General features: G+C 73.3%; 22 protein-coding genes and 1 pseudogene. 14 read left to right on the top strand and 9 right to left on the bottom strand.

The window, feature by feature from the left end:
- Positions 1-435, top strand: a 435-nt coding sequence (locus ACLBYE_RS17785; protein ID WP_447695197.1) for a tetraacyldisaccharide 4'-kinase, incomplete at its 5' end; no start/stop codon positions are given.
- Between the two features lie 3 nt (positions 436-438).
- On the opposite strand, the gene ACLBYE_RS17790 is transcribed toward ACLBYE_RS17785, so the two are convergent.
- The gene (locus ACLBYE_RS17790; protein WP_447695198.1) at positions 439-657 is read right to left on the bottom strand and encodes a DUF2093 domain-containing protein; all 219 of its coding nucleotides are present in this window, start codon (positions 655-657) and stop codon (positions 439-441) included.
- A gap of 62 nt (positions 658-719) precedes the next feature.
- The gene (locus ACLBYE_RS17795) at positions 720-1,706 is read right to left on the bottom strand and encodes a bifunctional riboflavin kinase/FAD synthetase (RefSeq protein WP_447695199.1); all 987 of its coding nucleotides are present in this window, start codon (positions 1,704-1,706) and stop codon (positions 720-722) included.
- Between the two features lie 276 nt (positions 1,707-1,982).
- Between ACLBYE_RS17795 and ACLBYE_RS17800 the strand changes: the two genes are divergently transcribed.
- The 6 genes from ACLBYE_RS17800 (at position 1,983) to ACLBYE_RS17825 (ending at position 6,109) form a co-directional block, all read left to right on the top strand.
- Positions 1,983-2,366 (top strand): response regulator, encoded by a 384-nt coding sequence (locus tag ACLBYE_RS17800; RefSeq protein WP_012317888.1) that lies wholly within the window; start codon positions 1,983-1,985, stop codon positions 2,364-2,366.
- Positions 2,367-2,476: 110 nt separating this feature from the next.
- A complete protein-coding gene (locus tag ACLBYE_RS17805) occupies positions 2,477-3,010 on the top strand; it encodes a protein phosphatase CheZ (RefSeq protein ID WP_331313860.1) in 534 nt (177 codons plus the stop codon).
- A gap of 133 nt (positions 3,011-3,143) precedes the next feature.
- Positions 3,144-3,932 carry a creatininase family protein gene (locus ACLBYE_RS17810; RefSeq protein WP_447695200.1) on the top strand — a complete coding sequence of 263 codons (789 nt, stop codon included), beginning with the start codon at positions 3,144-3,146 and terminating at the stop codon, positions 3,930-3,932.
- A 70-nt stretch (positions 3,933-4,002) separates the two neighbouring features.
- Positions 4,003-4,752, top strand: coding sequence for a DUF1223 domain-containing protein (locus tag ACLBYE_RS17815; RefSeq protein ID WP_447695201.1), 750 nt, complete (start codon positions 4,003-4,005; stop codon positions 4,750-4,752).
- Positions 4,753-4,862: 110 nt separating this feature from the next.
- A complete protein-coding gene (locus tag ACLBYE_RS17820) occupies positions 4,863-5,420 on the top strand; it encodes a sigma-70 family RNA polymerase sigma factor (protein WP_020093690.1) in 558 nt (185 codons plus the stop codon).
- Complete coding sequence (locus ACLBYE_RS17825) at positions 5,420-6,109, top strand: NrsF family protein (RefSeq protein ID WP_447695202.1); 690 nt, start codon at positions 5,420-5,422, stop codon at positions 6,107-6,109. The genes ACLBYE_RS17820 and ACLBYE_RS17825 overlap by 1 nt, the downstream gene beginning before the upstream one ends.
- 63 nt (positions 6,110-6,172) lie before the next feature.
- On the opposite strand, the gene ACLBYE_RS17830 is transcribed toward ACLBYE_RS17825, so the two are convergent.
- A complete protein-coding gene (locus ACLBYE_RS17830; protein ID WP_447695203.1) occupies positions 6,173-6,664 on the bottom strand; it encodes a YcgN family cysteine cluster protein in 492 nt (163 codons plus the stop codon).
- A 293-nt stretch (positions 6,665-6,957) separates the two neighbouring features.
- On the opposite strand from ACLBYE_RS17830, the gene ACLBYE_RS17835 reads away from it, so the two are divergent.
- The 4 genes from ACLBYE_RS17835 (at position 6,958) to ACLBYE_RS17850 (ending at position 11,638) form a co-directional block, all read left to right on the top strand.
- The gene (locus ACLBYE_RS17835) at positions 6,958-9,255 is read left to right on the top strand and encodes a transglycosylase domain-containing protein (RefSeq protein WP_447695204.1); all 2,298 of its coding nucleotides are present in this window, start codon (positions 6,958-6,960) and stop codon (positions 9,253-9,255) included.
- A 4-nt stretch (positions 9,256-9,259) separates the two neighbouring features.
- Complete coding sequence (locus ACLBYE_RS17840) at positions 9,260-9,943, top strand: DUF1214 domain-containing protein (RefSeq protein WP_447695205.1); 684 nt, start codon at positions 9,260-9,262, stop codon at positions 9,941-9,943.
- A complete protein-coding gene (locus ACLBYE_RS17845; protein ID WP_447695206.1) occupies positions 9,931-10,575 on the top strand; it encodes a DUF1254 domain-containing protein in 645 nt (214 codons plus the stop codon). The genes ACLBYE_RS17840 and ACLBYE_RS17845 overlap by 13 nt, the downstream gene beginning before the upstream one ends.
- 97 nt (positions 10,576-10,672) lie before the next feature.
- On the top strand, positions 10,673-11,638 hold the full coding sequence (locus ACLBYE_RS17850; protein ID WP_447695207.1) for a PLP-dependent cysteine synthase family protein: 966 nt from the start codon (positions 10,673-10,675) through the stop codon (positions 11,636-11,638).
- Positions 11,639-11,705: 67 nt separating this feature from the next.
- On the opposite strand, the gene ACLBYE_RS17855 is transcribed toward ACLBYE_RS17850, so the two are convergent.
- Both ACLBYE_RS17855 and ACLBYE_RS17860 read right to left on the bottom strand, forming a co-directional pair.
- A complete protein-coding gene (locus ACLBYE_RS17855) occupies positions 11,706-12,533 on the bottom strand; it encodes a hypothetical protein (RefSeq protein WP_447695208.1) in 828 nt (275 codons plus the stop codon).
- Positions 12,534-12,586: 53 nt separating this feature from the next.
- On the bottom strand, positions 12,587-12,799 hold the full coding sequence (locus tag ACLBYE_RS17860; RefSeq protein WP_447695209.1) for a hypothetical protein: 213 nt from the start codon (positions 12,797-12,799) through the stop codon (positions 12,587-12,589).
- A 437-nt stretch (positions 12,800-13,236) separates the two neighbouring features.
- On the opposite strand from ACLBYE_RS17860, the gene ACLBYE_RS17865 reads away from it, so the two are divergent.
- Positions 13,237-13,530 (top strand): hypothetical protein, encoded by a 294-nt coding sequence (locus tag ACLBYE_RS17865; protein WP_447695210.1) that lies wholly within the window; start codon positions 13,237-13,239, stop codon positions 13,528-13,530.
- Between the two features lie 46 nt (positions 13,531-13,576).
- Positions 13,577-14,533, top strand: a complete 957-nt coding sequence (gene gshB, locus ACLBYE_RS17870; RefSeq protein ID WP_447695211.1) for a glutathione synthase — start codon at positions 13,577-13,579, stop codon at positions 14,531-14,533.
- Between the two features lie 10 nt (positions 14,534-14,543).
- Here gshB and ACLBYE_RS17875 read toward each other — a convergent pair whose 3' ends face one another.
- Together ACLBYE_RS17875 and ACLBYE_RS17880 are read right to left on the bottom strand one after the other, a co-directional pair.
- Positions 14,544-16,079 carry a cation:proton antiporter gene (locus ACLBYE_RS17875; protein WP_447695212.1) on the bottom strand — a complete coding sequence of 512 codons (1,536 nt, stop codon included), beginning with the start codon at positions 16,077-16,079 and terminating at the stop codon, positions 14,544-14,546.
- 57 nt (positions 16,080-16,136) lie between these two features.
- A pseudogene (locus ACLBYE_RS17880) lies at positions 16,137-17,582 on the bottom strand (carbohydrate porin).
- Positions 17,583-17,704: 122 nt separating this feature from the next.
- Here ACLBYE_RS17880 and ACLBYE_RS17885 point away from each other — a divergent pair.
- Positions 17,705-19,303 (top strand): gamma-glutamyltransferase family protein, encoded by a 1,599-nt coding sequence (locus tag ACLBYE_RS17885; RefSeq protein WP_447695213.1) that lies wholly within the window; start codon positions 17,705-17,707, stop codon positions 19,301-19,303.
- Positions 19,304-19,460: 157 nt separating this feature from the next.
- On the opposite strand, the gene ACLBYE_RS17890 is transcribed toward ACLBYE_RS17885, so the two are convergent.
- Together ACLBYE_RS17890 and ACLBYE_RS17895 are read right to left on the bottom strand one after the other, a co-directional pair.
- Positions 19,461-20,318 carry a class I SAM-dependent methyltransferase gene (locus tag ACLBYE_RS17890; RefSeq protein ID WP_447695214.1) on the bottom strand — a complete coding sequence of 286 codons (858 nt, stop codon included), beginning with the start codon at positions 20,316-20,318 and terminating at the stop codon, positions 19,461-19,463.
- Positions 20,319-20,329: 11 nt separating this feature from the next.
- A complete protein-coding gene (locus tag ACLBYE_RS17895) occupies positions 20,330-20,839 on the bottom strand; it encodes an OsmC family protein (RefSeq protein ID WP_447695215.1) in 510 nt (169 codons plus the stop codon).
- Positions 20,840-21,034 lie beyond the last annotated feature (195 nt).

Genomic DNA, 21,034 nt, shown 5'->3' on the forward strand with positions numbered 1-21,034 from the left:
CCGCATGTCGGCGGCCTGATCGTGGTCGGCGACGGGGCCGCGGGCGAGGCGGTCGCCCGGGCGGCCGCGCGGCGCGGCCTGCCCGTCCACCGGGCGCGCCTCGTCCCGGAGACGGACGGTCTGGCCGGCCGCCGCTGCCTCGCCTTCGCGGGGATCGGCCGCCCGGAGAAGTTCTTCGCGACCCTGGCCGAGGCGGGGGCGGTGATCGTCGGGACGCGCCCCTACCCCGACCATCATCCCTACCGGGCGCGCGAGCTGGCGGCGCTTTCCGAGGCGGCCCGGCGCCTCGACGCCGCGCTCGTCACCACCGAGAAGGACGCGGTGCGCCTGCCGCCGGCCTTCGCGGCGGGCGTGCGGGTGCTGCGCGTCCGCCTCGCGCTCGACGACGCGGAGGCCCTGCGCCGGCAGATCCGCGGCGCGCTCGGCGCGCCGTGACCCTCAGGGGCGGCCGGCTTCCTTCAGCCGCCTGAGGATCGCTTCGGGGGAGACGTAGGCCTCCTGGCGGGCGGCGCTCCAGTAGCGCAGGGCGTCCAGCGGGATCGGCTCGCCGGTCACCGCGCAGCGCACGAAGCTGCCGGGCTTGACCACCCGCATGGTGCCGTCGCCGTACTCGACGACCGCCTCGCCGTTGTTCGCGCGCTCGTAACGACCCAGCACGTCCGCCTCCTGCTCGATGGTGCCTTCTACACGATCCGCGCGCGCCGCGATGCCCGCGGGGCTCAGGTCAGCATCGACGGTGTCTCATCCCGCGCCAGCATGGTCCGGGCCGCGGCCGCGTCGACATGCATGCGCTCGACCAGCGCCTCGGCGCTGGCGAACCGCTCCTCGCCGCGGATGTAGCCGACGAACTCCACGGCGATGTCCTGCCCGTAGAGATCGCCCGAGAAGTCGAACAGGTAGGTCTCCAGCAGCGGTGCGCCGTCGTCGAAGGTCGGGCGGCGGCCGTAGCTCGCCACGCCGTCGCGGGACGCGCCCTTGGCCAGGCGGACCCGCACCGCGTAGATGCCGTGCGCGAGCCCGCAATCGGGCAGCATCACGTTGGCGGTGGGAAAACCCAGCTGGCGGCCGCGCTTGTCGCCGTGGCGGACCGCGCCGAGAACGAACCAGCGGTAGCCGAGCAGCGCGTTGGCGCGGGCGACGTCGCCGGCGGCGAGGGCCGCGCGGATCGCGCTGGAGGAGACCGGCTCGGTCTCGTCGCCGAGGGCGACCGGCGCCACGATGCGGCAGCTCATCCCCGCTTCCCGGCAGAGGTCGGCCAGGATCGCGGGTGTGCCCTCGCGGCCGCGGCCGAAGTGGAAATCGTGCCCGACGACCACGCCGGACAGGCCCAGGGATCCCTTCAGGAAGTCGAGCACGAAGGCGCGGGCGCCGGTCTCGGCCAGGGCCCCGTCGAAGCGGCGCACGATCAGCCCGTCGAGGCCGAGATGCGCGAACACAATCTCCTTGGCGGCGAGGCCGGTCAGCCGGAACATCGGCGCGTCGGGCGTGAAGTAGGCCCGCGGGTGCGGCTCGAAGGTCAGGATCGCGGACGGCCGGCCGGCCGCGCGGGCGGCGGCGCGCACGCTGTCGACGAGCATCCGGTGCCCGAGATGGACGCCGTCGAAGTTGCCGATCGCCGCCACGGCCCCGGCCAGGGCCGGCGGGACGGGGGCGTCGGCGCGGCAGATCGTGAAGGGTCGCGCGGCCGTGTCGTCGCCTGTGGCCATCGGTTCGGGTCGAGTGCTCGGAAGGGTCGGATAGGGTCGCCTGACATGTCCGCGAGGGGCCCGACGCGGCCGGACCCTGCCGAAAGGCGCCCGGAGGGTCAAGCGAGGCGACGCCGCGCGGGCGGCCATGCGCCGCCCGCGCCGATTAACGGCTTCGCAATGCGCATGCCCTATTTGAAATGCTGTGCAGCGCAGCTAAATTGCAGCGTTAGCGAAGCGTTAATCTATCCGGGAGCCGCCGCGGCTTCCCGCCGGGCAATACGGAGCAGTTGTTCGATGGCTCTCGACCTGAGCATGCCGATCCTCGTTGTCGACGATTACCAGACGATGGTCCGCATTATTCGCAATCTACTGAAGCAGCTCGGCTTCGAGGAGGTCGACGACGCTTCCGACGGGACCGAAGCGCTCGCACGACTGAAGGGTCGCAAGTACGGGCTGGTCATCTCCGACTGGAACATGGAGCCGATGACCGGCTACGAGCTGCTCCGCCACGTGCGCGCCGACGAAAATCTTCGCACGACGCCGTTCATCATGGTGACGGCCGAATCGAAGACCGAGAACGTGATCGCGGCCAAGAAGGCCGGCGTGAACAACTACATCGTGAAGCCCTTCAACGCGGCCACGCTGAAGTCGAAGATCGAGGCGGTCTGCGGCAGCTGACCGGCCTCCCGTCTTCGACCACCGCGCGTCCGGACGGATCGCTCCCGCGCCGCCGGACGCCGAGACGTGGCGTGGCCGGTCAGGACGGCCACAGATCCGAGGAGGAGAGCATGTCGTCAGCCGCCGCACGGCAGCCCGATCTGCGGCTTCGCGAGCCGCAGACCGTGATCTCCGAGCTGATCGAGATCGCGGATTACATCGCCCATCTCCGCGAGGAGATCGGGGCGCTGCGCGCGAACGAGATGAGTCGCGACCGGATCCCCATGGCGCACGAGGAGCTCGGCAGCGTCGTGGAGGCGACCGCCGGCGCCACCAACACGATCATGGAGGCCGCCGAGGCGATGCTCGGTCTGCCCGACGGGCCGGGCTACCGCGACGCGGTCGAGGAGCGCATCAACACGATCTTCGAGGCCTGCGCGTTCCAGGACATCACCGGCCAGCGGATCGCCAAGGTGGTCGAGTCCCTGCGCCTGTTCGAGCAGCGCCTCGCCCGCTTCGTCGGTGCCGTGAAGGCCCGCGACGCGGCCTCCATGGATCCCGCCGAGCGTGCCCGGCGGACCCGGGCTGAGGACCTCATGCTGAACGGCCCGCAGGCCGTGGACGCCATGCCCTCCCAGGACGACATCGACGCGCTGTTCGCCTGACGCGATCCGGGGCGGCGCGGGATCGGTTGTCCGAGGAAGGATCGCCGGCGCGACGGTCGACTCGGCGCCGGCCTGCCGGCTAGATCGCTTTCCGGACCCGCCGCATGCGGGGCAGGCGGAGGCCGCGGCAGGGATGACGGCGCAGTTCTGGTCCGAGCTGACCACCGAAGACTTCACCCGACGGGACATGGGTCGCGCGATCGCCGTCCTGCCTGTGGCCGCCGTCGAGCAGCACGGTCCCCACCTGCCCCTCGCGACCGACACCGTGATCGCCGAGGGCTACCTCGCCCGGGTGCGCGAAGGCGTGCCGGCGGATCTCGACGTGCTGCTGCTGCCGGTCCAGCCGGTGGGCAAGTCCGACGAGCACGACGCGTTTCCCGGCACGCTCTCCCTGGAGACCGGGACGGCGCTGGCCGCCTGGACGGGGATCGGCGCGGCCGTCCACCGCGCCGGCTGCCGCAAGCTGGTGATCGTCACGAGCCACGGCGGCAACAGCGCGCTCATCGATCTCGTGGCGGGCGAGCTGCGCGCCCGGTTCGGCATGGTCGCGGTCACGACATCCTGGGCGCGGCTCGGCTATCCCGAGGGTCTGTTCCCGGCCAACGAGATCGCCCACGGCATCCATGCCGGCGGCATCGAGACGGCGCTGATGCTGGCCCTGCGGCCGGACCTCGTCCGGACCGACCAAGTCGCGGATTTCCCGCCGCGCACGCTGTCGATGATCCGCGACTTCACCCACCTGCGCGCCGGCCGCCCCGCCGCCTTCGCGTGGAAGGCCGGCGATCTCCAGGCTTCGGGCGCCATGGGCGACGCGCGGCTCGGCACGGCCGAGGCGGGCCGCGCGGCGCTCGACCACGGAGCCCGGGCCTTCGTCGCCCTGCTGCGCGACGTCGACGCCTTCGAGCTCGCGCCGCCGGTGTAACCGCCGCCGCGCCGCCGCCGAAGGAGCCGGTACGCCGGATCCGAACCGCCGGCGTGCGGGAGTTCCGGCCATGCGCCCTGCCCTCTTGATCGCCGCCGCCCTGCTCTGCGACAGCCTCTACCCGGCCGACGCGGCGGAGCGCCCCGTCGTCGTCGAGCTGTTCACCTCGCAGAGCTGCTCCTCCTGCCCGCCCGCGGAGGCGCTGATCGGCCGCCTCGCCCGCGAGCCGGCGGGGACGCAGGGCGATGTCCTGCCGCTCGCGTTCCACGTCACCTACTGGAACCATCTCGACTGGCGCGACCGCTACGCCCTGCCGGCCGCCACCGCCCGCCAGGAGGCCTATGCGGCCCGTCTCGGCGGACCAACCTACACGCCGCAGGCGGTGATCGACGGGCAGGTCGGGCTGGTCGGGTCCGACGAGGCCGGCCTGCGCGCCGCGATCGCGCGCGCCCGGCAGGCCGGGCCCGGCATTCCCGTGACGCTGGCCCGCGACGGCGAGCAGGTCGTCGCGCAGATCGGTGCCGGGGCCGGCGGCGCCGCGGGCCGCGTCCTCCTGATCGGGTACGATCCGAGCCACACCACCCGCGTGCTGCGCGGCGAGAATGCCGGGCGCACCATCGAGCAGGCCAACATCGTCCGGTCGGTGCGCGACCTCGGGCGCTGGTCCGGCTCCGCCGCGACCTTCGCGTCGGCGCGTCCCGAGGGCGAGACGGCGGCCCTGCTGCTCCAGTCCGAGGACGGGCGGATCCTGGGCGCCGCGCGCCTTGCCGCGTCTCCCGCAACGTCGCACGCCGCGACGGTCCGGGAGGCCGTGCGATGATCCTCGCCGTCCCGGGCGGGATGCCCGCGCGCGGCTGGGTGCTGGCGTCGGGATCGGACCGTGGGGTAGACACGCCGCGTGCCGGGGGACGGAACGACGGCGGAGCCCGGATGGCGCTCGAACAGGAACTGGCGACCCTGATGGCGGCGGCCCAGGGCGGCGACGCGGCCGCCTATCGCGCGCTGCTGAAGGCCTGTCTGCCCGTGGTCTCGGCGATCGCGCGGGCGCAGGGCGTGCGCGGCGAGGCGGTGGACGATGTCGTGCAGGACGCGCTGATGACCGTCCACCGGGCCCGGGCGAGCTACGATCCGGCCCGGCCGTTCCTGCCCTGGCTGCGCGCCATCACCCAGCGGCGGGCGATCGACCGGCTGCGCCGCGCCGGGCGGCGCCCGCGGGAGGTCAACGACCCGCTGGCATACGAGGCGGAGGTCGATCCGGGGCCGGCCCCCGGCCACGGGCTGGAGGCGCGGGACCGGGCTGCCGCTCTGGCCAGGGCGGTGGCGGCCCTGCCCGACGGCCAGCGTCAGGCGGTCGAGCACCTGGGCCTGCGCGAGCTGTCGCTCGACGAGACCGCCGCCCTCACCGGCCGCAGCAAGGGGGCCCTCAAGGTGAACCTGCACCGGGCGCTGAAGGCGCTCCGGGCCAGCCTGACGCAGGAGCGGGAGTGATGCCCGGAGAGGGGAGCAACTGGGCCGGCGGCGACCTGTCCCGCCACGAGCGGCTCGTCGAGGAGCTCGCGGGCGGGCTCGAACCCGTGCGGCCGCTGCCGGCCCCGGAGGCCCGCGCGGCCCTCTGGCTCGGCGTGACGCTGGTGCTCGGCGTGGTCCTCGCCGCCTGGGTCGGGACCGGCGGCTTCATGCTGCGCATGCATGTGCCGGATCTGGCCCTCGCGGCGGTGGGCGCCGTGCTGACCGCGATCACGGCTGCCTACGCGGCCTTCGCCACCAGCGTGCCGGGACGGTCCGGCCGCTGGGCGCTGCTGCCGCTGCCGCCCTTCGCGCTCTGGATCGGCGCGAGCGGTCTGGGCTGCCTGCGCGACTGGATCGCGCCGGGGGCCGAGATGCACGGCGAGCACCCGATCACGGGCTGCTTCAGCTTCCTGATCTGCGTCTCGGTGCCGCTGTCCGTGCTGATCGTCGTGATGCTGCGGCGCGCCTGCCCGCTGCGGCCGAACCTCACGGCCGCCCTCGGGGGGCTGGCGGTCGCGGCGGCGGCGGCGGCGCTGCTGATGCCGGTCCACCCGCACGACGCCACCGCCACGGACCTGCTGTTCCACGCGGCGGCGGTCGCCATCGTGATCGCGGCGAACGGATTGGCCGGAGGCCGGCTGCTCGGCCGGCACGCCGGGGCCGGCTAGGGCGTACCGGCCGAGGCTCGCGATCTCGGCCGATCGCTCGAGGGGGCGTCCGGTGCGATCGTTTCACACCGCGCCGGGATCGAGGCCCGGCCAAGCCACGATCCGGTCCGGCAACTCGTCCTCCGCGAATTCCTCCTCGTTGCCGGCGAGCCGGCCGCGGACCGAGATCCCTGCCTCGTGCACGCTCGCGGCCCGGCCGGAGACCAGGGGGTGCCACGGGTAGAGCGGCTGCCCGTCGCGCACGAGCCGGTACGCGCAGGTCGGTGGCAGCCAGGCGATCGACCGCACCGCCTCCGGCGTCAGGCGCACGCAGTCGGGCACCCGCTTCTGCCGCCGCGCGTAGTCGCGGCACCGGCAGGTGAGGCCGTCGAGTAGGGTGCACCCGATATCGGTGTGGTGGACCTCGCCGGTATCCTCGTCCTCGAGCTTCATCAGGCAGCACCGGCCGCAGCCGTCGCACAGGCTCTCCCACTCGGACGGGGTCATGGCTTCGAGCGTCTTGGTCCGCCAGAACGGCTCGACCGCCCCGCGGCGCGGCGCCTCGGGCTTGTGCATCGGGAAAGTCTCTCGGATGGGAAGCCGCCTCTCTGCCCGAGGCGCGGCACCGCTGCAAGCGTGGCCGCCGACGGCCACCATGCGACCGGATCGCCCCGTCGCGCGTTAAGGCCAAGCTCGTCCGCGGCGAATCACGAGACTGCGCAGAGCCTCGCCGCCGGTTCCGGATCCTGCTATGGACGTCGGATGCCGTGCGGTGGCGCCGGCGCAGGGTTCGTGTCCGCGGCGCGGGCGCCCGACCATCCGCCGCCAGGATCCGCCGCAGAGGCGCTCGACAAGCCGGGTTCGACATCGTGCGCCTGCCGACGTTCACCGAGATCAAGGTCCGCCTCGAACGCGCCGCCCTCGCCTTCGACGCCTGGGTCAACGCGAGCCTGTACGACGGCGGCCAGTCCACGGGTCAGGCCTACGAGCGCTTCCAGCGCGTCATGAGCCGCTTCGCGGTGCGCGGCTGGAAGCGCGTCGCCCTCGACCTGACGAGCGAGGGAGTGACGATCGGGACCGGCGGCGCCATCCTGATGCTCGCGCTGGCGCAGCCGGCCTTCCAGCTCACCAGCGAGAACTGGCTGAAGCAGCAGGATCTGGCCGTCACCTTCCTCGACCGCTACGGCACGGAGGTCGGGCGGCGCGGCATCAAGCACGACGACTCGCTGAAGCTCGACGACTTTCCCGACATCATGATCAAGGCGCTGGTCTCCACGGAGGACCGGCGCTTCTACGAGCACTGGGGCATCGACCCGATCGGCACGCTGCGGGCGCTGGTGAACAACTCCCGCGGCGGCAACGGCACGCAGGGCGGGTCCTCGATCACCCAGCAGCTCGCCAAGAACCTGTTCCTGACGAACGAGCGCTCCCTGGAGCGGAAGGTCAACGAGGCGTTCCTGGCCCTGTGGCTCGAGAGCCATCTCACCAAGAACGAGATCCTGAAGCTCTACCTCGACCGCGCCTACATGGGCGGCGGCACCTTCGGCGCGGTGGCGGCGGCGGACTACTATTTCGGCAAGCCGCTCAAGGACATCAGTCTCGCCGAGGCCGCCATGCTGGCGGGCCTGTTCAAGGCGCCGACCAAGTACGCCCCGCACGTCAACCTGCCGGCGGCGCGCGCGCGGGCGGCGGACGTGCTGCACAACATGGTGGAGGCGGGCTTCGTCACCGAGGGCCAGATCCAGACGGCGCTCCGCAACCCGGCGACGCCGGTGACGCGCACCCGCGACATCACCGCCGACTACTACCTCGACTGGGCCTTCGGCGAGATCAGGGCGATGGCCGACGCAGGCAAGCTGCGCAACGACCGCGTGCTGACCGTGAAGACGCCGCTGGACCTCGCGATCCAGAAGCGGGCCGACGAGGCGGTGGCCGACATCCTGCGCAAATCCGGCGACGCCTACGACGTGGACGAGGCCGCCATGGTGATCCTCGATCCCGACGGGGCGCTGCGCGCCATGGTGGGCGGCGCGGATTACGGCGAGAGCCAGTTCAATCGCGCCACCGACGCGCTGCGCCAGCCCGGCTCCTCGTTCAAGCCCTACGTCTACTCGGCCGCGCTCGCCTCCGGGCTGTTCAAGCCCGACACGACTGTGGTCGACAGCCCCGTCTGCATCGGCAACTGGTGCCCGCAGAATTACGGCCGCTCCTATGCCGGCCGGGTTCCGATGTGGCTCGCGGTGGCGAAGTCGATCAACACGATCCCGATCAAGATCTCCATCGCCCTCGGCAAGGCGATGGGCATCAGCCACGAGGCCAAGGCCGCCAAGGCGGGCCGCGCGAAGATCACGGAACTCGCCCACAAGATGGGCATCACCTCGAACCTGATCGACACGGTCTCGATGCCGATCGGCTCGGACGAGGTGACGGTCATCGACCAGGCGGCGGGCTACGCGGTGTTCGCCAACGGCGGCTTCCGCGCCAAGCCCTACGCGGCCATCGAGGTGAAGAACTCGTCCGGCGAGGTGATCTACCGCCACGCCGACGAGGCGCCCGAGCGGGTGCTCTCGCCCCAGGTCGTGGCGGACATGAACTTCATGCTCAACAAGGTGGTCGAGGAGGGCACCGGCAAGCGGGCGCAGCTCGAGGGCGTGAAGGTGGCCGGCAAGTCCGGCACGACGAACGCCTACCGGGACGCGTGGTTCGTCGGCTACACCGGCAATTACGTCGGCGCCGTCTGGTTCGGCAACGACGACCACACCTCGACCAACAAGCTCACCGGCGGCTCCCTCCCGGCCCAGCTCTGGCACGACGTCATGGAGCCGGCCCACCAGGGCATCGAGATCAAGGGCCTGCCCGGCCTGAAGGAGAGCCCGCGCGCCGCCCAGCAGCAGGCCTCCGGCGGCCCGACCGCGCCGACCGATCCCAATGCCAGCGCCTACGGCAAGCTCTCGCGCCGCTCCTTCGAGGTGATCAGCGGCCTGAACGGCCTGTTCCGCACCGTCGAGCGCGCGCCCGGCTCGGCCGCGGACGCGCCTGCCGGCGCCGGAAACGCGCCGAGGACCGGCCGGAAGCCCGGCGACCGGGCGGCGGTGCCGCCGTCGGGTCAGCTGCGCGAGGTCGCCGAGGGCGCCCGCCCGGTCGGCGGCTTCACCGAGGTGCGGTGAGCGCATGAAGCTCACGATCCCCGAGGCGCTCGGACGGACCTCCGTGTTCGCCGGCGCCCCACGCAACGGCGCTGCGCGCTTCGTCCTGCGCCTCTGGCGCAAGAGCTCGATCGCCGGCCTCGCCGCCTACACCCTGGCGCTGGGCGCCGTCCTGGGACTCGCCAGCGCCGACTGGGCCACGAGCGGCGGCTACCCGTTCGGCGGCGTGCAGGTCGGCGCCTGGACCGCGTGGCCGCGGGCCGGCGCGGCGAATGCCGATCCCTACACCCGTGCCGTCAACGCGCGCCGCGGCGAGATCCCCCTCGCGGTCGGCGAGGGCCTGCTTCTGACCGCGGCGGTCGACGATTCCGGGCAGGCGCTCGACGCGACCTGCACGTACCGGATCGGCGGCGCGACGCCGCCCGCCCGCGCCTGGACCGTCACGGTCGCCGGGCGCGGCGCGCGCGAACCCGGCCGCGCGCCCCTGCGCGAGGGCTTCACCTCCACGGAGGTGCTGCGCACGGCCGACGGGCGCTTCACGATCACGCTCGCGCCGCATGTCCAGCCGGGCAACTGGCTCCCGAGTCCGCGGGCGAGCGGGCCGGTCCGCCTCGCCCTGCGCCTGTACGACACGCCGGTCGCCGCCAGCGTCGGGTCCCTCGACCGGAGTTCCGTGCCGGCCATCACCCGCGTGGGGTGCGCCCCGTGAGCCTGCGCTTCGTCTACGCCACGCTGATCGGCCTCGTGCTCGCCGGGATCGTCCACATCGCGGCGGTCCTGGCGATCCCCGCCCTGTCGGAGGCCGACGCGGTCTCGCGCGCCCGCACCAGCGAGAACCTGGACCATCCGCAATCGATCTACGCGGTCGCGACCGGCGACGACCCCTCCCCGCCCGAGGCGTGGCTTCCGATCCCGGATCCGGCGGTCGCCGTGGGCGTCTGCGCCTACAACCTCGCGGACGGACCCATGCGCGTCTCGGCCCGCACCGGACCGCTGTCGCTCTCGCTCGCCGCGCATGCCCGCCGCGGGGCGTTCTACGCGGTGACCGATCAGGCCGCGGTCCGCGGCGCCCTGGATCTCGTGATCCTGACCCGGGCGCAGTACGACGAGGCGCTGGCCGACGACGACGAGAACGATCCGAGCCGCGACGTGCGCATCGTCGCGCCCGACGCACGCGGCTTCGTGGTGGTGCGGGTGATCGCCGGTCTCCCGAGCCAGAGGCCCGCCGCCAACGCCGCCGTCCAAGCCGTCTCCTGCACCACCGACACGCCGACGGACGATGCGTCCGCGGGCAAGGACGCGCCCGGCAAGGACGCGTCCGGCAAGGGAGCGGGACGCTGAGCGAGGGCGCCGCACGGGTCCGCGGCGCCGGTCGGCCGGTGCCGAGCCCCCGCGGCCCCGCGTTCTCCCGGGTGGCGGCGCCGGCCCCGCCGACGCGATGACCGCAGCCGCCGCGACGATGCCGTCCTCGGTCGCCGGGATCACGCGATCCGCCCTCGATCTGATCGGCAACACGCCGCTCCTCGCCCTCAACCGCGCCCATCCCGGTCCGGGCCGCATCCTCGCGAAGGCCGAGTTCATGCAGCCCGGCGGCAGCGTCAAGGACCGCGCCGCCCGCGCCATCCTGCTGGCCGCGCGCGCGGACGGCCGCCTCGCCGCGGGGGCGCCCGTCGTGGAGATGACCAGCGGCAACATGGGGGCTGGCCTCGCGGTGGCTTGCGCGGCCCTGGGGCACCCGCTCGTGGTCACGATGTCGGCCGGCAACAGTCTGCAGCGCGTGCGGATGCTCGAGGCGCTCGGGGCGGAGGTCGTGCGGGTGCCGCAGGTTGACGGCGTCCCGGGTCAGGTCACCGGCGCCGACGTGCGGGCGGCCGCAGACGCGGCGGAGCGCGTCGCGACCGAGCGGGGCGGCTTCTACGTCGACCAGTTCCACGCGCCGGAGGGTCTGCGCGCGCATCGCGAGACGACCGGACCGGAGATCTGGGCGCAAGCGTCCGGCCGGGTCGATGCCTGGGTGGCGGCCGTGGGCACGGGCGCGACCTTCCTCGGCGTGGCCGCGGCCCTGCGCGCGCGCAACCCGTCCCTGATCTGCGCCGCGGTCGAGCCGGCGGGCTGTCAGCCCCTCGGCGGATCGCCGGTCACGAAGCACCGGCACCTGATCCAGGGCACCGGCTACGGCAGCGTCCCGCCGCACTGGACGGCCGGCCTGATGGACCTGTCCATCCCGGTGACCGACGCGGCGGCCGAGGAGTGGCGGCGGGCCCTGGCGACGCGGGAGGGCCTGCATGTCGGCTACTCGGCGGCGGCCAACGTCGCGGCGACGGTCGCGCTGCTGTCGTCCGGGCGTCTCCCCCGCGACGCGACCGCCGTCACCGTCCTCTGCGACACCGGGCTGAAGTACTAGATCCGGCGGAGTCCGGCCTCCAGCCATCCGCGCGGCACGACCTTCATCCCGGGGCGGCCTTCAGCGCTCAGTATTTGACCACCAGCGGTTCCGCCTGCGCGACCGGCGGCGGGGGCGGCAGCGGAGCCGGCCCGAGGCCGCACCGGGCCGCGGCGTCCGGTGGCAGGAGCGGGTCGAGCAGGTTGCGGCGCGCGGCCAGCATCAGGATGGACCGCTCGGCCGAGACCGATTCCGGGGCCGGCGCGGCCGCGAACAGGTGCTCCAGCGCGAACCGGTAGCGGGCGAGCCGCAGGCCGGCCTCGAAGCGCACCCAGGCGATCAGACAGCGATTCTCGGCGACCCGCTGGACGGCATCCCGCACGGCGGCGTCGTCGAGGGTCTTGGCGAAGGGCAGGCTGCGCAGGCGAGCGGCATCCGCGTCGATGACGCGGGCGGCCAGCGCCACGAAGAGCGGGATCAGCCGGGCGTCGGCGGTCGCGTCGTCGCTGAGCTTCCGGTAGCGGGAGACCGGGGAGCGGGACGGCTCCGCCGTCAGGGCCTCGTAGTAGGCGCCGACTTCCTCGTAGCGCCACGTCGGCGGGAGCGCGTGGGCGCTGGCGAGGCCGAACACCGTGTCCTGGAAGGCCGTGAAGTTGCTGGCGGGCGCGACGAACCGCCACGCGCGGTCGCGCAGGGTCAGCTCGTCGTCGGTGAGGCCGGAATCGAGGAGGCGCCCGCGATCCCGGGTGCTGAAGCTGCCCGTCGTGTCGATGAGCCCGTTCCAGACCCCCGTGCGCGGCCGGCCGAAATCGCCGCTCTGGGTGCAGGCCGCGAGCAGGGCCAACGCGGCGCCGGCAGGGGCGAGGCGCAGCGCGGTGCGCGCGCGGTCGGGCTGCCGGCGATCCGGGGCTGACATGGGAGAACCGTCGGTGGTGTCGCGCGGCCGGGGTGACATGCGCGGGGACGTCCTCAGGACGCGAGGCGCTCGTAGCGCACGCCGAGGAACAGGAGGATCTCGCCGCGCCGCTCGCCGGAGCGCGGGATCCGGCAGGTCCGCCGCGCCTCCGCGCCCGGGAACGGGATCAGGGTGGCGGACGGGGTATGGGCAGCGCGGCGCACCGGATCGGCGGCGGGCGTCGGCGAACGGGCTTCGCCGGTCTCCAGCGGCTTGATAAGGGTCATGGTCTCCGGCTCCTGTCGGCGGTCCGAGCATCTGGCCCGGGCCCTTCGGAGGGCGTCGGCAAGGGCTACCGAAACAATCCAGCACGACGTGGTTAACGGAGTCTTTCCGGGCTCCGGGCGGGAATCGCGGTGCCGGCGGGAGTTGGCGCGTGAATTGCGTGGGTGCTCGCGCCCATGGCGGGCGTTTCCTCCCTTCGACTTGAGGCCCTGTCCGATCCGGACGGGGCCTTCTTATGTGCGGACGGCCCCGCCGGGCGGTGGCGCCGTGCGACCCGCGCGCCACACCGCGACGAAGCGTGGCCGCGACGTTGCCGCGCGGAACCCGTCGGGACCCTCGGCGCTTGCCTACCGCCCGGCCCGACCGATATGCCGGGCACGGGCGATCGCGGGACCGCCGTGTCGGCTCTCCGCCCGATCGAGATTGAGGACACCGCTGAATGCGACTGGTTCCGGAACGATCCCTGCGCGCCTTCCGCCGCCGCGGCGTGGCTACTGCGGCGCTGGCGCTGTTCGCGCTGACCGCCGGCCCCGCCTACGCCCAGCGGGAGGATCAGGGCCTGCAGCTCGGCTGCGCGAACGACTATTTCCGCCTCTGCGCGGGCGTCGATCCGAACAGCCAGGACGCGGATCGCTGCATGATGCGCAACCGCAAGCGCCTGTCTCCGGAATGCCGGGCGGCGATCGGCGACTACGATAAGCGCACGGGCAGCAAGTCCCTGTCCGACGATTGAGACGGGACCCGGTCGAGTTGCCCGCCGTTGGCGAGGGGCGTTTGGTATGAGCCTGACCGTCGCGGTCCAGATGGACCCGATCCAGAATATCCGGATCGCGGGTGACACCACCTTCGCCCTGCTGCTGGAGGCCCAGCGGCGGGGGCACGCGCTCGTCTACTACACGCCCGACCGGCTCTCGATGCAGGGCCGGCGCGTGACGGCCCGCGTCGAGCGGCTGAGAGTGCAGGACGTCGAGGGCGCGCACTTCACCCTGGCGCCGCCGGAGCGGATCGACCTCGCCGAGGCGGACGTGGTGCTGATGCGCCAGGACCCGCCCTTCGACATGGCCTACATCACGGCCACCCACATGCTCGAGCGGATCCATCCGGGGACCCTCGTGGTCAACGATCCCTTCGAGGTGCGCAACGCGCCCGAGAAGCTGTTCGTCCTCGACTTCCCCGAGCTGATGCCGCCGACGCTGATCAGCCGCGACAAGGCGGAGATCGAGGCCTTCCGGCTGGAGCACGGGACCGTGGCGATGAAGCCGCTGCACGGGCACGGCGGCGCGGCCGTGTTCAAGGTCACCGAGAAGGACCCGAATTTCGGCTCGATGTTCGACCTGTTCGCCACGACCTTCCGGGAGGCCTGGGTCGTGCAGCGCTACCTCGACCGGGTCACCGAGGGCGACAAGCGCATCATCCTGGTCGACGGCGTCCCGATGGGGGCGGTCAACCGCGTCCCGGCCGCGAACGACATCCGCTCCAACATGGTGCGCGGCGGCGCCGCTTCCGCCTCCGAGCTGACCGACCGCGAGCGCGAGATCTGCGCCACGATCGGCCCGGAACTGGCGCGGCGGGGCCTGATCCTGGTGGGCATCGACGTGATCGACGGGCACCTCACCGAGATCAACGTCACCTCCCCCACCGGCATCCGGGCGATCCAGCGGCTCGGGGGCCCCGACCTGTCGGTCGCCGTCTGGGACGCGATCGAGGCCCGGATCGCGGCGCGCAAGGGCGTCTGACGGGGCGCGCTCAGGTCTCCGCGCGCGGGGTCGCGCTGAGCTCGGCCCAGTCGAATTCCTCTTCCAGCAGGTAGTAGGCGTCGTCGCCGATCCGCCCCTGGCGGCGCAGGGCGAGCACCGCGTCGCGGGCGGCCTCGACGGCGCGCCGCCGCGCGGCATCCGCCGGCAGGCTCTCCGGCGCCAGACCCTCGTCGTGCGCCTCGGCCTCCGCGAGGGCCGCGCGGAACTCGGCGCGCAGGGCGTCGGTCGCCGGCTCGTTCTCGGCGTCGGCGAGGCTCTCCAGGGCGGCCTCGTAGGCCGCCGCGCGGGCCCATCCGGTCTCGCGGCCCACCGGATCGTCGTCCTCCAGCCGCAGACGGGCGAGCAGCGGCCGCAGGGTCAGGCCCTGGACGATCAGGGTGCCGAGCACCGTGACGAAGGCAGTGACCACCACGAGATCCCGGTGCGGGAACTCGGCGGGCAGCGCCAGGGCGGCCGCCACGGTGACGATCCCGCGCATGCCCGCCCAGGACAGGGCGATCCCCGGGCCCAGCCGCGCCGGGGCGCCGGCCTGCCGGAGGCCGAACCCGCGGATCCCGGTGGTCGGCATCACCCAGGCGAGGCGGGTCAGCACCACGGTGGCGAAGGTCGCGCCCGCGAGGATCAGCGCCTGCCACGCGTCCGCGCCGCTCAACCGGTCCCGGATCGGGTCGATCTGGATGCCGATCAGCACGAAGGCCAGGACGTTGAGCACGAACACCGCCGTGTCCCAGACCGCGTAGGAGATCACCCGGGCGCGGGGCGCGGTGACGCCGGGTGCCCGGCGGGCGACCGTCACCGCGAAGGTCACGATGGTCAGGACCCCCGACAGCTCCAGCCGCTCGGCGGCGAGCCAGATCCCGAAGGCGGCGACGAACTGGAGCACGATCGCGCTCGCCGGATCGGTCACGCGCCGGGTCACGGCCACGAACAGCAGGCCGAGGCAGGGGCCGACGACGAGGCTCGCGACCACGCCCAGGAGGAAGGCCGGCGCCACCTCCGCCGGGTGGAAGGTGCCGGCCATCGCGGCCGTCACGCCGAGCCGGTAGATCAACAGCGAGGCCGCGTCGTTGAGCAGGCTCTCGCCGCGCAGGATCGTGGCGAGCCGGTGCGGCATCGGCGCGTGCTTGAGCACGGCCAGAGCCGCCACAGCGTCGGGCGGCGCGACCACGGCGCCGAGCACGATGCAGGCGGAGAGCGGCATGTCCGGCACGACGAGCCGCGCCACGACCGCGACCGCGACGGTCGTCACCGCCACGGCCCCGACCGCGAGCCCGAGCACCGCGCGCCAGTTCTCCTTCAGGTCCCGCACCGAGGCATCGAACCCGGCATCGAGCAGGACCGGGGCCAGGAACAGGGCGAGCGCCAGTTCGGGATCGAGCCGCAGGTTCGGGACGCCGGGCACGAAGGCGAGGCCGACGCCGCCCAGCGCCAGGAAGGCGGGATACGGCGCACCGAGCCGGCGCGCGACGCCGGCCAGGAGGACGGCGCCGAACAGGACGCCGACGACCCACTCGAAAATCAACATGCTGCTGAAAGAGGCGGAGGCCCGGGAGCGTTCCGGGTGCCGCGGTCGCAGGCCGGCTCAGTACTGCACGGTCGCGCGCAGGCCGAACACCGCCGCGTTGCGCAGCCGGCGCCCGTCCGGACCGGCGATGCCGGCGCCGGGCCGGATGACGTACTGCGCGTCGGGCTGCACCGTGAAGCCCGGCACGACCACCGCCTAATAGGTCGCCTCGATCACCGCCTCGGCGCGGCGGCGCGGCATCGGCATCCCGGTGTAGAGGATCGTGTCCCGGTCGGCCCGCTGGGCGTCGTCGCCGATGCGGGCGTACGCGAAGCTGAGGCCGATCGTGTCGTCGTCGCGCCCCTCGAACAGGCCCTTGTAGGCGAGGCCGGTATCCACGTAGGCGTCGATCAGGCTCGAACGCGTGGGCGACCACGCCGCGCGCACGAAGAAGCCCAGGCCCTCGTCGTCCTTGCCGGATTCCCGGTAGAGGGTCTGATCGTAGATCGCGTAGAGGCCGGCATTGCCGCGCACCGGCCGGCCGATCCCGGTGGCGTTCGGGTCGGCCAGCGGCACGCCGGTGATGTCGAAGCGCAGGCTGTCGAACCGGCCGAAATGCTGCCAGCCGCCGAGGGTGATGTCGCCGGGCAATCCCCGGGCGCCGGGCGCGATGTTGTACGCGTAGGTGGCCTCGGCGATGATCAGGGCCGGATCGCGCAGGCGGAAATTCGTGCCCGTCCGGTCGAGGCGCTGCGCCTCCGGATCCCGACCGGGGCGGTTCGCGCCGGCCGGATCGCCGTCGTAGAGGCCGACCTGCAGGGAGAAGCCGTTGCCCGGCACGTACTTGGCCCGGATCGCCGGCGCCGCGAGCGGGTAGGCCGGGCCGCCGCTCGGCAGGTCGAGCCCGGTGATGGCCGGCCAGCCGAAGGTCGAGTTCACGAACAGGGTCGCGGTCTGGCTGACGAAGAACTCGGTATCGGCGGCCTGCTGGCCGATCCGGATCCCGAGCTGGCCGTCCATCAGGCTCTGGTCAAGCCAGAGCACGTAGAGCCGCGTGGACGGCAGCGCCTCGATGACGCTCGTCGTGAGCAGGTTGCCGACGTAGTAACGCGACAGGCCGGTGCCGTGGATGAAGTAGGCGTTGGCGTGGACCGTCGCGCCCTGCCAGCCCGCGAGCCGGTCGAGGTCGAGGTTGAGGCGCAGGTTGAGGCGGTCCTCGACGATCGCGCCCTGACGCAGGCCGCCGACCGGGTTGCCGAGCACGTCGACGATGTAGGTCAGGCTGTACTCGATGCCCTGCTCCTTCAGGACCGGGCGAACCCCCAGCGGATCGCCGAGCGGGCCGAGAGAGGGCTCGACCGAGCGGACGTAGCCGCCGGAGGCCTGGCTGGTGGTCTCCGGCTGGGAGACCGAGACGCGCGGATCGGCGCCCGCGCCCTCGAAGACCGAGGGTACGTGCTGCTGGGCCGCGGCGGGCACGGCCGACAGGGCCAGGGCAAACGAGGCTATGAGCGTCCGGACCATGGCCCGCTAGTCGGCGACAGTACAGGCCGCAGAATAGCACGGCGTGCTGGTCGAACACGCTCGACCTTTGCAGGAGCCGCGCGCTCGCCTAACCCTGCGGCCGGTACACCACAGGACCGTCGATGCCCGAGACCCCCGTCTTCACGTCCGCCGCCGTCGCCGCGCCCCACAGCCTCGCCGCCCAGGCCGGCCAGACCGTCCTGGCGCAGGGCGGCAACGCCATCGAGGCGATGGTGGCGATGGCCGCCTCCATCGCGGTGGTCTACCCGCACATGAACGGCATCGGCGGCGACGGTTTCTGGCTCGTGCGCGAGCGCGGCGGGCGGGTGCGCGGCATCGAGGCCTGCGGTCCGGCCGGGCGCCTCGCCACGATCCCGCGCTACCGCGAGAAGGGCTACGACGCGATCCCCGCCCGCGGCCCCGACGCGATGGTGACGGTCGCGGGCGCGGTGGGCGGCTGGCGCCTCGCCCTCGAGCTGGCGCGGGCGCTGGGCGGCCGCCTCCCGCTGGAGACCCTGCTGGCCGACGCGATCGCGCAGGCGCGGGCCGGCGTGCCCGTCTCCCCGTCGGAGGCGCGCTACGTGCCCCAGGAACTCGACACGCTCCACGACGCCCCGAACTTCGCGCGGACGTTTCTGAAGGAGGGCAAGCCGTTCCCGGCCGGCGAGACCCGGAGCCTCCCGCTGCTCGCCGCCACCCTGGAGCAGCTCGCCCATGCGGGCCTCGGCGACTTCTACCGCGGCGATATCGGCCGCGAGATCGCCGCCGACCTGGAGCGCCTCGGCGCGCCGGTCACCCGGGCGGATCTGGAATCCTTCGCGGCGGTCGAGCGGGCGCCCCTGTCGATCCGCCGCCGCGACGCGACGCTCTACAATTTCCCGCCGCCGACCCAGGGGCTCGCGGCGCTCCTGATCCTCGGGATCTTCGACCGTCTCAACATCGCCGAGCCCGAGACCACTGCCCATTACCACGGGCTGATCGAGGCGACGAAGCGGGCCTTCGCGATCCGCGACCGGGTCATCACCGATTTCGCCCGCCTGCGGCACGACCCCGCCACCTTCCTGACCCCGGACCGGCTCGCCCGCGAGGCCGCGCTCGTCGACATGGGCCGCGCCGCCCGGGTGCCCCTGCCCGATCCCGGTCACGGCGACACGGTCTGGATGGGCGTGATCGACAAGGACGGCCTCGCCGTCTCCTACATCCAGTCGGTCTACTGGGAGTACGGCTCCGGGACGGTCCTGCCCGCCACCGGCATCTGCTGGCAGAACCGGGGCATGTCGTTCTCCCTCGACCCGAAGGCCGTGAATCCCCTGGAGCCGGGGCGGCGTCCGTTCCACACCCTGATCCCGGCGCTCGCTGCCTTCGACGACGGGCGGGTGATGAGCTACGGCAGCATGGGCGGCGACGGGCAGCCGCAGTTCCAGGCCCAGATCTTCACCCGCTACGCCGATTACGGGATGTCGGTGGCGGACGCGGTCGACGCCCCGCGCCTGCTCTACGGGCGCACGTGGGGCGCGCCCTCCCTCAGCGTGAAGGTGGAGGACCGGTTCGATCCGGCCCGCATCGCGGCCCTCGGCCGGCTCGGCCACGAGATCGAGGAGCTCGGCGGCTCGTACATCGACTCGCTCGGCCATGCCGGCATGCTGGTCCGCCATCCCCGGAACGGGCGGATCGAGGCAACCCACGACCCGCGCTCGGACGGCGGCGCCCTGGGGCTCTGATACCGTTTCCCATCGACCGCTTCGGCGGCTGTCGCGCCCTTCGTCATCACGTGCGCAGCGCAGCGACCCAGGGCAGCGGGACGTCCGGGATCGTGGCGCTGGCCGGATCGCTTCGCTCCGCTCGCGAAGACGGTGAGATCGAGCAGCGGCGCGGAACCTATCCCGCCTGGACGAGCCAGCAGGCGGCGCGCAGGCGCACGGCGCCGCCCGCCGCGTGCCGCCGGAGGGCCTCCGCCACGGCCGCCTCGGCGCGCGTCCGGAGATCCGGCGCGGCCTCGCGGACGAGATGGGAGCTCGGCCCGAGGTTCAGGGCGACGTGGGTGGCCGCCGCGACCGCCGCCGCGTCGGTCTCGCCCTGCCCGAGGACGATGTCCCGGTCGAGGGCATCGCAGGTCACGGCGTCGAACCCGGTCCCGCGCAGGAGCGCGACGAGCGGGTCGGCGTCGGCGAAGCGGAACGGACCCGGCGTGTCGGGCTGCGGCGGCGGCGGCACCTCCGGCAGGAGCGGCAGCACCGCGTCGCGCGGCACGCCCACCCACGGGTTCTCGCCGAGGGGCCGCCAGCACAGGAAGGTCATCCGGCCGCCCGGCCGGAGCATCCGGCGCACGTTGGCGAAGGCGCGGGCTGAATCCGCGAAGAACATCACGCCGAACCGCGACACGCCGTGGTCGAATCGTCCGAGATCGGCCGTCTCGACATCGGCCTCGACGAACCGGATCGACGCGCTCCCGGGCGGCTCCGCCTCGGCGCGATCTCGCCCCACGGCGAGGAGCGGCGCCGAGATGTCGGCGCCCGTCACGCTCCCGCCGGGCCCGACCCGGCGCGCGGCCTGCAGGGTCGTGGCGCCCGCGCCGCAGCCGATGTCGAGCACCGCCTCGCCCGGGGCGAGCCCCGCGCGGGCGAAGAGCGCCTCCGTCAGCGGGACGAACATCGCGTCGAGGACGGCCTGATTGCGCGCCCAGCGCGCCCCGACCTCGCCGTTCCAGTACTCGGCCTGGGTGATGCCGCCCGCCATGGTGCGCCCCGTCAGGCCGTCGTCGCGGCGACCGACAGGTCCGGCTTGTGGTTGAGAGTCTGGAAGACCACGCAGTAGCGCTCGGTCAGCTTCAGGAGCTGCGCGAGCTTGTCCTCCGGCGCGTCGGTGTCGAGTTCGAAGAACAGGCGGATGTTGCGGAAGCCCACCGGCGCCTCCTTGTCGACCCCGAGGGTGCCGCGGAAGTCGAGGTCGCCCTCGGCGCTGACCGTGCCGGCGCGCAGCGGGATCTCCAGGGCGGTCGCCACCGCCTTGAGCGTCACGCCCGCGCAGGCGACCAGCGCCTCCAGCAGCATGTCGCCCGAGCACAGCTCCGCGCCCGAGCCGCCCGTGGCCGGATGCAGCCCGGCCTCCGCGATGGCGCGGCCCGTCTCGACCTTGCAGGCGATCTTGGTGTCGTCCAGCGTGCCCCTGGCCTTCAAGGTGATGACCGCCGCGTGCGGCGCGGTGCGGTACTTGTCCTTGATCGGAGCCTGGAGGGTTCGCAGCGCGGTGGCGTCCATGGCGTCGTCCTCTCGATGATGTCGCCCGACCTCGGGCGGCCGGATCGGGTTCTCGATGCGCGAAACGCCTTAGCAGGTTGTCGCGACGCCCTCACCGTCTTTGCGAGCGCAGCGAAGCAATCCAGCGTGGCGCCACGATCCCAGGGGTCGTGCCGCCCTGCCTAGCTTCGCTGCGCTCGCAGAGACGAACGGTGT

This window comes from Methylobacterium sp. A52T, assembly GCF_053346095.1.